This is a genomic window from Thalassotalea sp. ND16A, assembly GCF_000764205.1.
Lineage (GTDB): Bacteria > Pseudomonadota > Gammaproteobacteria > Enterobacterales > Alteromonadaceae > Thalassotalea_A.
In genome coordinates this window covers 1-12,533 of record NZ_JQDZ01000002.1, presented here as the reverse complement: position 1 = coordinate 12,533, position 12,533 = coordinate 1, and the positions used below count along the sequence as shown (strand labels likewise).

Here is a 12,533-nt window from a genome sequence, read left to right as displayed (position 1 = left end):
GTGAACACCGATTCCGGAAAATCATGAAAAAGTGTTCACGATGAAACCGGAATGACTGTTCACGTTAAACCAGAATAGGTGTTCACGATGGGCCGGAATGACTGTTCACGATGCTCCGGAATATGCAGGTAGTATGTATGTCCATATAAAAAAAGGCCGGCAGACTGAAAAGTTTACCGGCTTTTTGCTATTGGTATATTCGATTATTTGCTTTGAATGGCACTTTGCAAAACATCCAATATTTCTTTACTTTGCTGCAAATTCACACAGGCGTCAGTAATACTTTGGCCGTAAATTAAATCGTTTACATCAACCACTTTTTGATTACCTTCGACCAAGAAACTCTCAATCATTACGCCGAAGATATTGCTTGAGCCGGCCTTGATTTGTTCGGCCAAGTCCATCGACACATTAAGTTGTTTATTGTGATTTTTTTCACTGTTGCCATGGCTGCAATCTACCATAATGCTTGCGGTAAGTTTGGCGTTGTCTAATTGCTGGCAGGCACTGGCGATGTCTTCTTTGCCATAATTGGGTACCTTGCCACCGCGCAGGATCACATGCGCATAAGGATTACCCGAGGTACGATAAATACACATTTGCCCGGTTTTATCCGGAGAGTACAACACATGCGGTACGCGTGAGGCATGAATCGCATCGATGGCAATTTTTACGTTGCCGTCGGTGCCGTTTTTAAAGCCAACCGGGCAAGAAAGGGCTGAGGCCAGTTCACGGTGCACTTGCGATTCGGTAGTTCTGGCACCAATAGCGCCCCAGCTGATCAAGTCTGAAATATATTGACCGGTGACCATATCTAAAAATTCAGTGGCAGCAGGTAAACCCATCTCATTAATTTTCACTAATAAGTCACGGGCTAAATGTAAGCCTTTTTCGACATTGAATGATTTGTCTAAATCGGGATCGCTAATTAAGCCTTTCCAGCCCACTGTGGTCCGCGGTTTTTCAAAATACACCCGCATCACGATATACAATTCGTCTTTGTACTGCTCTTGAAAAACCTTTAGCTTTTTCGCGTAATCGAGTGCCGCTTCAGGATCGTGTATTGAACAGGGGCCGATCACTACCAATAATCGTTTATCTTCACCGTTAATGATACTTTCAATATCTTTTCGAGATTGAATAATAAACTCGGCAACATCATCCGACATCGGGATATCGCGAGCAAGCTGTGCCGGTGAAATTAAATGATCGATCAGTGAGGTACGAAATTCATCCGTTTTTATGGTCATGTAAGTTCTTTACTTTTATACTAATTCTGCCGCTAATATAAGAAAAAACGGCTGCCAAGGGAACCGTTTTCTTATATTTATATGATCTTAGGGCGTATTGACCTTTCCAATGCAATTTTGCAGCAAATTATTTGTTATTTTTACAAGGCAGTTGCTGTGAAGTATAGTCAGCTATACGAATTGCAACTAACGCAGTAGAAATGACAAATAATTGCTGCCCTTCGGGGTCAATCTAAACCCATCCTGCTCAGCGTTACTTGTCTTTTACATGGAACAACCATGCTTCTATCCAAGTGCCTTGAGCAGAACGCGTTTAGTTTGACCAAAATTTGTATTGGAAAGACCAACACGCCCTTACTAATTTTAGTATTTATATCGCTGTAAGCCAGTTTCCGATAAAATTTTCGCCGAGATCTCTTCCACCGAAAGCTTAGTGGTGTTGATAAACGGGATTTTTTCTTTTTTATACAATTTCTCTACTTCCCGTATTTCCATTCTGCATTGTCTGGCTGACGAGTACTTGGAGTTGGCCATGCGTCCATCTCTGATCTCATGTAATCTGTCTGGAGCTATGCTTAAGCCGAAAATCTTCTTTTTGTGCTTTTTCAAAAACGGTGGCAAGCCTAACTCATCCATATCATCGTCGGTGAAAGGGTAGTTGGCGGCTTTTACTCCGTATTGCAGCGCCAGATATAAACTGGTTGGGGTTTTGCCCGAACGCGATACGCCCACCAGAATAACATCGGCATGTTCGTAGTTGGTCACCTGCGTACCATCGTCATTAGCCAGAGCAAAATTTACCGCATCGATGCGGTAATCGTAACTGTTTTCATGAATGGAGTGGGTGCGATGGGCTTTCGGTTTTGCCTGGATGCCTAATTGCTGCTCCACCGGGTTAACAAAGTGCTCAAGAAAGTTATAAATCAGGCCATCACAAGTGTCGATAACTTCGCGGGTGTCCGGGTTAACAAACGTATGGAATACGAAGGGTTTTTCACCGGTTCGCTTATAAGTTAGATTAATTTGTTTTTTTACTTCTTCGGCCTTTTCGATAGTCTCAACAAACGGAATGGTAATGTGTTCGAACTCAAGCGGAAATAATGACAGTAGAGCATGGCCAAAAACCTCTGAGGTGATGGCGGTACCATCGGAAATGTAAAAAGCTGCGCGCATTTGGTAATCACTTATAAAAACTTTCTTATTTAGTTTTAGTTTAGCGTTTTAGGGTGTAGAATGTCGACGAATTTTCCGAGTTATTAACGAATAACTCTTTCATTATAATTGAATATTCTTGTTAGGAGAAGCACGTGCAAGAGAATGTACTTTGGTATCAAGACCTGGGTATGGGTGATGTAGACCGCGTCGGTGGTAAAAATGCATCACTTGGTGAAATGATCAGCAACCTTGCCAATGTTGGTGTACAAGTCCCCGGCGGTTTCGCCACCTCAGCCTTTGCCTTTAATGAGTTTTTAGAGCAATCAGGCCTTAACGAAAAAATCCATACTGAGTTAGACTCTCTCGATGTTGATAACATCGCGGCATTAACCGAATGTGGTGAAAAAATTCGTAACTGGATCATCGAAACGCCATTCTTACCTGAGATGCAAAAAGATATAGAACAAGCCTATGCCCATCTGGCTGGTGAGTTTTCTGCTGAAGCATCATTTGCCGTTCGTTCATCGGCAACGGCTGAAGATATGCCAGATGCTTCCTTTGCTGGCCAACAAGAAACCTTTTTAAACGTGCGTGGTTTTGACGCGGTAATGACTGCCATTAAGCATGTATTTGCCTCACTTTTTAATGACCGTGCAATTTCTTACCGCGTACATACTGGCTACGACCACCGTGGTGTAGCATTATCTGCGGGTATCCAACGCATGGTTCGTTCAGACATCGCATCGTCTGGCGTGATGTTTACCATAGATACCGAGTCTGGTTTTGAAGACGTGGTATTTATCACTTCAAGCTTCGGCTTAGGTGAAATGGTAGTACAAGGAGCAGTAAACCCTGATGAGTTTTACGTTCACAAACCTACACTAGCTGCCGGTAAACCAGCAGTATTGCGTCGTAATATTGGCTCGAAAGCGATTAAGATGATTTACGCCGATAACCCAGAGCACGGCAAGCAAGTCGATATTGTTGATATTGAAGAACGGGTTTCGAATACGTTTTCTATCAATGATGCCGAGATTGAAGAATTAGCCAAACAAGCAGTGATCATTGAAAAACATTACGGTCGTCCAATGGACATCGAATGGGCCAAAGATGGTTTAGACGGAAAATTGTACATAGTACAAGCCCGCCCTGAAACCGTACGCAGCCGCGAAAGTGCCAACGTAATGGAACAATTCCAGTTACAAGACAAATCGAAAGTGATTTGTGAAGGCCGTGCCATTGGTCAAAAAATTGGTAAAGGTAAAGTAAAAATTCTTGCCTCTATTGATGAAATGGACAAAGTATTGCCGGGTGACGTATTAGTTACCGACATGACCGACCCTGATTGGGAACCTATCATGAAACGCGCTTCTGCTATTGTCACTAACCGTGGCGGTCGCACCTGTCATGCTGCCATTATTGCTCGTGAAATGGGTATTCCTGCGGTAGTAGGTTGTGGTGATGCTACTAGCAAAATTGCTAACGGTAGCGAAGTAACGGTTTCTTGTGCCGAAGGTGATACGGGTTATATCTACGAAGGTCAGTTAGATTTTACCGTAACCACGTCTGAAATTGATAATATGCCTGCGATTCCGCTGAAAGTGATGATGAACGTGGGTAACCCTGACCGAGCATTCTCATTTGCTCGTTTACCACACGCTGGTATCGGCTTGGCCCGGGTTGAGTTTGTTATCAATAAAATGATCGGTGTGCACCCAAAAGCACTGTTGAATTTTGATAATGAGTCGGCAGATTTACAAGCTGAAATTTCAGATATCATTGCCGGTTATGAATCACCGCGTGAATTCTATGTAACCAAACTCACCGAAGGTATTTCTACGCTTGCTGCCGCATTTTCTCCTGAGACAGTGATTGTGCGAATGTCTGATTTCAAATCAAACGAATACGCCAACCTGGTGGGTGGTGATATCTACGAGCCGGAAGAAGAAAATCCGATGATAGGTTACCGTGGCGCGTCACGTTATATTTCAAAAGATTTTCGTGAATGTTTCGCTATGGAATGTGACGCCATTAAACGGGTTCGCAATGACATGGGCTTAACCAACGTTGAGGTGATGATCCCATTCGTACGCACCTTAGAAGAAGCTGAGCAAGTGATTGCAATTTTGGCGGAAAACGGTTTGGTTCGTGGCGAAAATGGTTTACGCATTATCATGATGTGTGAACTACCATCGAATGCCTTGTTGGCCGATCAATTTTTGGATCACTTCGACGGTTTCTCTATCGGTTCAAATGACTTAACCCAGTTAACACTTGGTTTAGACCGTGATTCTGGATTGATTGCCCACTTGTTTGATGAACGTAATCCGGCCATTAAAGCGTTATTATCTATGGCCATACAAGCGTGTAAGGCGCGTGGTAAATACGTAGGTATTTGTGGTCAAGGTCCATCGGATCATAAAGATTTTGCTGCCTGGTTGGTTGAAGAAGGCATTGACAGTGTGTCCCTTAACCCTGATTCAGTGTTAGACACTTGGTTATACTTAGCTGAGCAAGAAAAATAACGAATAGTATATTTTATAATTAAGGGCCTTACGGCCCTTTTTTTTTGTACCGGGATGTACTTATACCCGGCAGGCCGGAGGCCTTTTGAAGGGGATTGCACGGCGAAATTACTCCTAAATCAGTTAGAAGTAGTTAAGTTGTCTAATCGAGTTTTCACTCTTTTTGCCGCGTCTGCTGCCGGGTAATGGTTAAGAAATTTCTCATAGGCTTGCTTAGCGAAGGTTTTTTGGCCATATTGTTCCTGAGCAACGCCTATATATTCTAATGCAAATTGACGTTCATCCACATTGCCAATTTCATACAGTTTTTTTAATAAACTAATCGCTAAAGGATAATTTTTATGTGTTAAAGCTAACTTTGCCTCACTGACTAATTTTGTTGCACCAGGTTGACTCTGAGTCGTTACCTCGGTGCTGGCACGTTTGATTTTTTCTTTGTTATTGTTTTCATTTGGATCTCGCAGAGTGATCATTTGGCCTACGGATACTGAGTTAGGGTTTTTGATCTTATTCCACCTTTGCAAATCTTCGAGGGAAACACCATTTTTCTTCGCTAAAGAGAATAAAGTATCTCCTCGTTGAATAATGTGGAACGTCAGTTTTTTGTCATCAACCCCACTAGTTGCTGTTTCTCCAGCAAAACTAAAGCAGCCGATAGATACACAGCATAAAGCTGTGAGGAGATAAAAAATTTTCATCCGTTAGAATCCTCCATCAACATCTAAAATGGTATTTCATGGTTAATCATGAGTTTTATTTTAACTACTGCATTTATCAATTTATTGTAGTCAAAGGAACCGTCACTTCGCCCGGTTAAGTATAGCAGTGATTTATAATTGGCCTTTACCTGAACGAAAAATGAGGTAGTCTAATAGTCATTTTCCATCAACATCAACGATAAATACAAACTAAGGACAGAAAAATATGGCACAGAATTTACAGGGTGTTTTTCAAATCATCAATTGGGAAGAAGAATCACATCAGGAATTTGAGCAGGGTGGTAAACAATCTCATGCCAAAATTTCGCAAAGCTACACCGGGGACATTAGTGGTAGCAGTTCATTACAATACCTGATGAACTATACAGAAGAAGGAAAGGCTAGTTTTGTGGGTTATGAAACCATTGCCGCGACATTACTGGGAAAAACTGGCCAATTGGTGTTAAAACACGAGGGCATTTTCGAAAATGGTGTGGCCAGCAGCAATTTTATCATAATAACCGCCAACGCCAGTGATGAACTAGTAGGGATTAGCGGAACCGGCAGTTTTACCTCCATTGAGGGTGGAAAAGCTGAATATTGTATGGAGATTAACTTTTCGGATTAAGGCAATCCATTGTTAATACTCTTAATATAGCGAAATTCTCTGTGAATTACCCCGCGACCAAAGATCACTGGGCTTCTACAACCTAGCTTAGGATGCTTCTTTTTTCTCAGTTCCCACATCAAACTTTGATAGCTCAAAGACTTTCGTTTGACTAGATGATTTCTGCTGAGATTTGGGACGTACCCTGACGATTATCCCAACCGCCATTAAATCCTTCTCACCTGTGCTCGCTACTGACTTAGCCGCAGAGAGGTCTCTGCACTGCTCAAAACCGCAATTCTCACAAACGAATGAACGCACATTTAGATCGAATTTATGCTCATGCTTGCATTCATAACAAATGCCAGATGACTTTACATATCGACCAATTTCACAGTAAATACCGCCATTTAATCCGACCTTATATTTGGCGAGTGTTGTGATCATACCCATCACATTGTCATTCACCATCAAACCGTTAAATTGCTGCATTCCTTTAACGTTCAAATTTTCAAACACAATAATATCACTGGCCTTGGCTATCGAGCAGGATACTTCATGCGCAAACGCTAGGCGTTGGCGAGAGATTTGTCCGTGAAGTTTATTTAGACGTTCTTTTGTTTTGTGCCAGCGATCCGAGCCTTTCTGTCGACGGCTCAACTGGACTTGAATTTGCTTTAATTTTACTGAAGATTTTTTAAAAACTTTCGGATTTTTAACATACCAATCGTTTGAGCCAACAACCGTAAACTGGCTGTTAATGTCGTAGCCAACAATTGATGATAGTAGCTGTTTTGCGGCTTTGCACTCCACTTCTTGAGTGAATGAAACTTGCCATTTACCATGACGCATCTGAAAGGTGGCAGACTTTATTTTACTTACTAGCTTGCGATGCTGAACGATACCCACAGCGCCAATCTTTGGAATGGTAATGCACCTATTTGCAAGCTTTAAGTTTTCATTCGTATTGGCTGAGCGGAAGCTATCATTGTGCAATTTCTTTTGTTTAAAACTTATTTTAAAGTCGAGGAGATTGAAGTAGACAAAGAAAATATTCATATATTGATGAGGATAAGCCCAAGATACTGCGTCTCTAAACATGTTAGGAAAATCAAACAGGTGACAAACCGCCACTTGTGGACTGAATTCCCAATACTTAAGCAGCAATTTTGGCTTGAAAAAACCTTTTGGTCTGACCGTTATTTTAGTTGTTCCGTCGGAAATACCTCTGTTTAAATACATTTAAGAGCAAGATTATCTTTACCGATTCATCCCAACGACTAAAGATCACTGGGTTTTCTCGGTATTATTCGATAAAGTAAGTAGAAAGCATTTGTACTCTAAACAAATATTTAGCATCATAGACGTCTAAATATTTGTTTAGCACACAAGAGACTTATGTTACCACGCCTAGACTTTACCGACGTTATTGCACCTTTGTATCAGCAATACCTAAAAGCCCTGAAAAAAACGAATTTTTCTGGCGACATTTCCTGTCATTATGGCTCTCGCCTAGCCGTAGCAACTGATAACAGCGTATATCAACAATTACCGCAAGCTGTACTGCATCCTAAAACCGTTGAAGACATAAAATTAATTGCAGCAATATCCAGCCAGGAAAAATTTAATGAAATCAAATTTAGTGCTCGTGGTGGTGGTACCGGCACCAATGGCCAGTCTTTAACACCTGGCATTGTTATCGACTTATCCAAACACATGCGCAAAATTCTCGACGTAAATGTTGAGCAGGGTTGGGTAAAAGTACAAGCGGGTGTGGTTAAAGATCAACTTAATGAATATTTAAAGCCATTAGGGTTTTTCTTTTCGCCAGATTTATCTACCAGTAATCGTGCCACCATTGGCGGCATGATCAATACCGATGCCTCGGGCCAAGGGTCTTTGGTGTATGGTAAAACGTCTGATCATGTGTTGGCATTGCGTTGTGTGTTGGCCAATGGTGAAGAGTTTTCAACGAAAGCAAAATCACTCGAGGAAAACAAAGTGCTGATGGCGCAATCGGGCACTATCGGCGAAATTTACAAAACGGCATACAACTCCTGTTTTGATAACCGTGAAAAAATCAAAGAAAAGTTTCCTCGCTTAAATCGCTTTTTAACCGGTTACGATCTTGAAAATGTATTTGATGACGAACTTACCCAGTTTGACTTGGGCCGTCTTATTACCGGCTCTGAGGGCTCTCTGGCCATTGTTGCCGAAGCAAAACTAAACATTACTCCAATCCCGAAAGTCCGTGCACTGGTAAATATTAAATACGACAGTTTTGAATCGGCATTACGACACTCACCTGCCTTGGTCAACGCCAAAGCACTGTCGGTAGAAACCATAGATTCAAGAGTCTTAAATTTAGCCAAACAAGATATTGTCTGGCATTCGATCAGCGATTTGATCACTGAGGTTGATAATCAGCCGATGGACGGTTTAAATCTGGTCGAATTTACCGGTGTTGAACAAGATGACGTTGAACAAAAAATTGATGCGTTAACGCAAACGCTGCAACAAAACATCGATAACAAACAGTTGGGGGTGATTGGATTTCAATTAACCTACGATCTTGCCAGCATTAACCGCCTTTATGGTATGCGTAAAAAAGCCGTAGGCTTGCTTGGCAATACCCAAGGTCAGGCTAAACCACTGGCCTTTGCCGAGGATACCGCGGTACCTCCAGAAAATTTGGCCGACTTCATCCTTGAGTTCAGAGACTTACTTGATGGTTATCATCTTGATTACGGCATGTTTGGTCACATTGATGCCGGGGTATTACATGTGCGCCCAGCGCTGGATATGACCGATCCGGAGCAAGAAGTTACGTTACGCAATATTTCTGATCAAGTGGTCGCGCTGACGGCAAAATATGGCGGCTTAATGTGGGGCGAACACGGTAAAGGTTACCGCAGTGAATACGGCCCGCAGTTTTTTGGTGATGAGCTGTTCCATGAATTAAGACGGATCAAATCGGCGTTCGATCCATTGAACAAAATGAACCCTGGAAAAATTTGTACGCCACTAGCGAGTGATGAGCAATTAGTCAGCGTCGATGCGAAAAAACGCGGCGCTTTTGACCGGGAAATACCCATTACCGTACGTGAGAGTTTACCTTCTGTGATGAACTGTAATGGCAATGGCTTGTGCTTTAACTTTGATAGCAAAAGCCCAATGTGTCCATCGAGTAAAATCACCGGTGACCGACGACATTCTCCCAAAGGCCGTGCCGGTTTAATGCGGGAATGGTTAAGGCTATTGGCTAATAAGGGCGTTGATTTTAATGAGTTACAACGTGAAGCCAATCTAGTTTCGGTGAAATCTCTTGCCTTGCGTACGTTTAATACGTTAAAAGGCAAAATTGGTGCTTACGATTACTCTAATGAAGTGATGGATGCGATGAGTGGTTGCTTGGCCTGTAAAGCTTGTGCCAGTCAATGTCCGGTAAAAGTGGATGTACCTGACTTTAAAGCACAGTTTGCGCAAGTGTATTACTCAAGATATCTGCGGCCAGTGAAAGACCACTTTGTCGCGCAAATCGAAAATTTAGCACCGTTAATGGCGAAAGCGCCAAACCTGGTCAATGTCTCTATCGATAACCCGTTGTTTAAGTCGTTCAGTAAACATGCACTAGGTTACATAGATACGCCATTATTATCGGTGCCTACGTTAAAATCTCAAATCAAGGCACAACAGTTTGAAACCTTTGATTTAGCCAAACTTAGTGCCTTAACGATTGATGAGCGCGAGCAATATGTGATTGTTGTACAAGACCCATTTACCTCCTATTACGATGCGAATGTGGTTAGCGATATGATGCAACTTATTGCCAAGCTTGGTTTACAACCGGTGTTACTGCCATTTATGCCTAATGGTAAACCGCAACATGTAAAAGGCTTTTTGAAGGAGTTCGCCCAAACGGCAAAAACGGCAAGTGAATTACTTAACCAAATTCATAAATTACATATTCCAATGCTGGGTTTAGATGCGTCATTAGTGCTGTGTTATCGCGATGAGTATAATCAAATATTGGGCGATAATCGAGGTGATTTTAATGTGCTTCTAGCCCATGAATGGCTTACCGAGTTGATTAAGCAAGTGCCAAGCCTTGAGTCTAAGTATTTGCCGGTATACCAATTGTTCAGTCACTGTACTGAAAAAACCGCGTTGCCAAGTTCAGAAGGTGAATGGGCGGGTATCTTTGAGCACTTTGGTTTAAAGCTTTCGCCGGTTAGTGTCGGTTGCTGTGGTATGGCCGGAACCTTTGGCCATGAAAAACAAAACCAGAAAAATTCAAAGGGGCTTTATGATCTCAGTTGGCAGCAGCCTATTGATGCAGGCGACACCGCCTATCAGCTGGCAACCGGGTTTTCTTGTCGTAGCCAGGTAAAACGATTAGGGCAAAAACAATTGAAACACCCAGTACAAGCATTGTTAATGCACTTATAATCACCCTCTAATTTTAAAGGCCGCGAATTGCGGCCTTTTATATATAGGTAAAGTAATCAGCTATCTGCGCTAGAGAACGGGAGATTATTGGCCATTGGCAAGGATATCTCTTGCCATTTGGTCAGCGACTACACCGGTAGGTAAGTTTTCACTTGCCGCTTTTTCAAATATATTCATTAGGGTAGTGTAGATATTCTCTACCAAAGTGGTTGCATGATCAGCACAATATTCTTGGTCATAAATTTCTAATGCAACGTTAATTATGCCACCGGCATTTATTACGTAATCTGGCGCGTATAAAATGCCTTTATCTAGCACAAGTTGATCATGGCGAGTTTCGGCCAGCTGATTGTTTGCGCAACCGGCAATAATGACCGCTTTTAATTGCGCAAGGGTATCATCGTTTATGCTGGCACCCAGGGCGCAAGGAGAGAATACATCAACATCCTGGCTGTAAATTTCATCTAAGCCAACTACTTTAGCATTTAGCTCAGTTGCGGCTTTATCTAGCGCGGTTTGATTAATATCAGAAACGATAAGTTCAGCACCTGCGCCGTGCAGTTTTTCACATAAAGAATAGCCTACGCTACCTAAGCCCTGAACCGCGACTTTGATGCCGGTTAAGTCATCTTTACCTAGTTTAAATTTAACCGCGGCTTTAATGCCTAAAAATGTACCGTACGCCGTAAATGGACCTGGGTTACCGCTTTTACCTTCAAGCCCGGAAACAAAGTCGGTTTCGGTATTGGCGATGGCCATATCGGCAGTGGTGATATTCACATCTTCAGCGGTGTAGTAACGACCATTTAAATTATTTACGGCACGACCGAACGCTTTTAATAACTCGTCCGATTTTAATTGCTTTGGATTGCCAATAATTACCGCTTTACCACCGCCTAACTTCAACCCGGCCATGGCATTTTTGTATGTCATACCACGGGATAAACGCAATACATCTTTCAACGCTTCTGCATCAGAGGCGTAATCCCAAAAACGACAACCACCGGCGGCAGGACCTAACTTGGTACTGTGTACGGCAATAATCGCTTTAAGACCGCTCTGTTCATCTGAGCAGTAAACCACTTGTTCGTGAAAATCAAAATCTACTAAATCAAAAAAAGCCACAATTTTCTCCGCAAATTTAAGCCCTGAAATCATCCGTTCGATTTCGAGTCTATTAGTTTTTATATGAGCGAAACATAGCACTTAAGCCTTGTTGGTGCTAGCCGAATTTACTAAATAGTTTAGCTCAAGTCGTTCATTTATAGTTACAGTTTAGAACTATTCAGTTCGGGTGAAATAGCGCTTGTCATTAACGCTAAATTCAGCGAGTATGTCTGCATTATATTACTAAGAGAATTTTACATGTCCGAAGAAAAGCAAATGTCAGAAGAACAAAAACAAGCATGGATCAGAGAACAATATCAAAAAGCCACCAAGTACCTTGCTGATAAAGGTGTCGTTACTGCATCTGTGGCCCCACAAAATAGTCGTTACCTGGTTCCAGTAGTTGCTGTTTGGAAACTTAAAACTCTTGATAATCAAGCGGTTTGGGTGATTAGTGGCGATTTGCCGTGTGATCATATCGCCTCTTCTGCAGCAGACAGTGTGCGTGAAGCATTAAGAAATTTTTCGATGAAATGGCAGTTACAAGCACAAAACATTGAACAAAATGCCACTGATGCCACCCAGATGAATTTCGCCAAATTATTGGTGAGTCGTGCGGAAGGCTTATATCAGTTATTTGAAAACGAAAGTTTATGGCCGGAAGGTTAATAATTAAGGTATCAAGGAAGTAAATAGTCAAGGGGTCAAGGGGTCAAGGGGTCAAGGGGTCAAGGGGTCAAGG

General features: G+C 42.2%; 9 protein-coding genes. 4 read left to right on the top strand and 5 right to left on the bottom strand.

All coding sequences use genetic code 11. The features are described from left to right. Positions 1-203: 203 nt before the first annotated feature. A complete protein-coding gene (locus tag ND16A_RS18465) occupies positions 204-1,250 on the bottom strand; it encodes a 3-deoxy-7-phosphoheptulonate synthase (RefSeq protein ID WP_033075721.1) in 1,047 nt (348 codons plus the stop codon). A 363-nt stretch (positions 1,251-1,613) separates the two neighbouring features. Next, positions 1,614-2,423 carry a posphoenolpyruvate synthetase regulatory kinase/phosphorylase PpsR gene (gene ppsR, locus ND16A_RS18470; RefSeq protein ID WP_033075720.1) on the bottom strand — a complete coding sequence of 270 codons (810 nt, stop codon included), beginning with the start codon at positions 2,421-2,423 and terminating at the stop codon, positions 1,614-1,616. 134 nt (positions 2,424-2,557) lie between these two features. On the opposite strand from ppsR, the gene ppsA reads away from it, so the two are divergent. Then, a complete protein-coding gene (gene ppsA, locus ND16A_RS18475) occupies positions 2,558-4,930 on the top strand; it encodes a phosphoenolpyruvate synthase (protein ID WP_033075719.1) in 2,373 nt (790 codons plus the stop codon). Between the two features lie 119 nt (positions 4,931-5,049). Here the strand turns inward: ppsA and ND16A_RS18480 are convergent, their stop codons facing one another. Continuing rightward, on the bottom strand, positions 5,050-5,628 hold the full coding sequence (locus ND16A_RS18480) for a LysM peptidoglycan-binding domain-containing protein (RefSeq protein WP_033075718.1): 579 nt from the start codon (positions 5,626-5,628) through the stop codon (positions 5,050-5,052). 226 nt (positions 5,629-5,854) lie between these two features. Here ND16A_RS18480 and ND16A_RS18485 point away from each other — a divergent pair, with 226 nt between their 5' ends. Then, the gene (locus ND16A_RS18485; RefSeq protein WP_033075717.1) at positions 5,855-6,256 is read left to right on the top strand and encodes a DUF3224 domain-containing protein; all 402 of its coding nucleotides are present in this window, start codon (positions 5,855-5,857) and stop codon (positions 6,254-6,256) included. An 87-nt stretch (positions 6,257-6,343) separates the two neighbouring features. Here the strand turns inward: ND16A_RS18485 and ND16A_RS18490 are convergent, their stop codons facing one another. After that, complete coding sequence (locus ND16A_RS18490) at positions 6,344-7,477, bottom strand: RNA-guided endonuclease InsQ/TnpB family protein (RefSeq protein ID WP_052072760.1); 1,134 nt, start codon at positions 7,475-7,477, stop codon at positions 6,344-6,346. A gap of 156 nt (positions 7,478-7,633) precedes the next feature. Here ND16A_RS18490 and ydiJ point away from each other — a divergent pair, with 156 nt between their 5' ends. Then, positions 7,634-10,684 (top strand): D-2-hydroxyglutarate dehydrogenase YdiJ, encoded by a 3,051-nt coding sequence (gene ydiJ, locus ND16A_RS18495; RefSeq protein WP_033075716.1) that lies wholly within the window; start codon positions 7,634-7,636, stop codon positions 10,682-10,684. Positions 10,685-10,768: 84 nt separating this feature from the next. On the opposite strand, the gene ND16A_RS18500 is transcribed toward ydiJ, so the two are convergent. After that, positions 10,769-11,809 (bottom strand): Leu/Phe/Val dehydrogenase, encoded by a 1,041-nt coding sequence (locus ND16A_RS18500; protein WP_033075722.1) that lies wholly within the window; start codon positions 11,807-11,809, stop codon positions 10,769-10,771. Positions 11,810-12,049: 240 nt separating this feature from the next. On the opposite strand from ND16A_RS18500, the gene ND16A_RS18505 reads away from it, so the two are divergent. Continuing rightward, positions 12,050-12,460 (top strand): DUF4826 family protein, encoded by a 411-nt coding sequence (locus tag ND16A_RS18505; protein WP_033075715.1) that lies wholly within the window; start codon positions 12,050-12,052, stop codon positions 12,458-12,460. Positions 12,461-12,533 lie beyond the last annotated feature (73 nt).

Excerpts from the sequence above, each read along its gene's own strand:
- ydiJ (WP_033075716.1), top strand. The coding sequence starts at position 7,634 with ATGTTACCACGCCTAGACTTTACCGACGTTATTGCACCTTTGTATCAG.
- ND16A_RS18490 (WP_052072760.1), bottom strand. The coding sequence starts at position 7,477 with ATGTATTTAAACAGAGGTATTTCCGACGGAACAACTAAAATAACGGTC.
- ND16A_RS18480 (WP_033075718.1), bottom strand. The coding sequence starts at position 5,628 with ATGAAAATTTTTTATCTCCTCACAGCTTTATGCTGTGTATCTATCGGC.
- ND16A_RS18465 (WP_033075721.1), bottom strand. The coding sequence starts at position 1,250 with ATGACCATAAAAACGGATGAATTTCGTACCTCACTGATCGATCATTTA.
- ND16A_RS18505 (WP_033075715.1), top strand. The coding sequence starts at position 12,050 with ATGTCCGAAGAAAAGCAAATGTCAGAAGAACAAAAACAAGCATGGATC.
- ND16A_RS18485 (WP_033075717.1), top strand. The coding sequence starts at position 5,855 with ATGGCACAGAATTTACAGGGTGTTTTTCAAATCATCAATTGGGAAGAA.
- ppsR (WP_033075720.1), bottom strand. The coding sequence starts at position 2,423 with ATGCGCGCAGCTTTTTACATTTCCGATGGTACCGCCATCACCTCAGAG.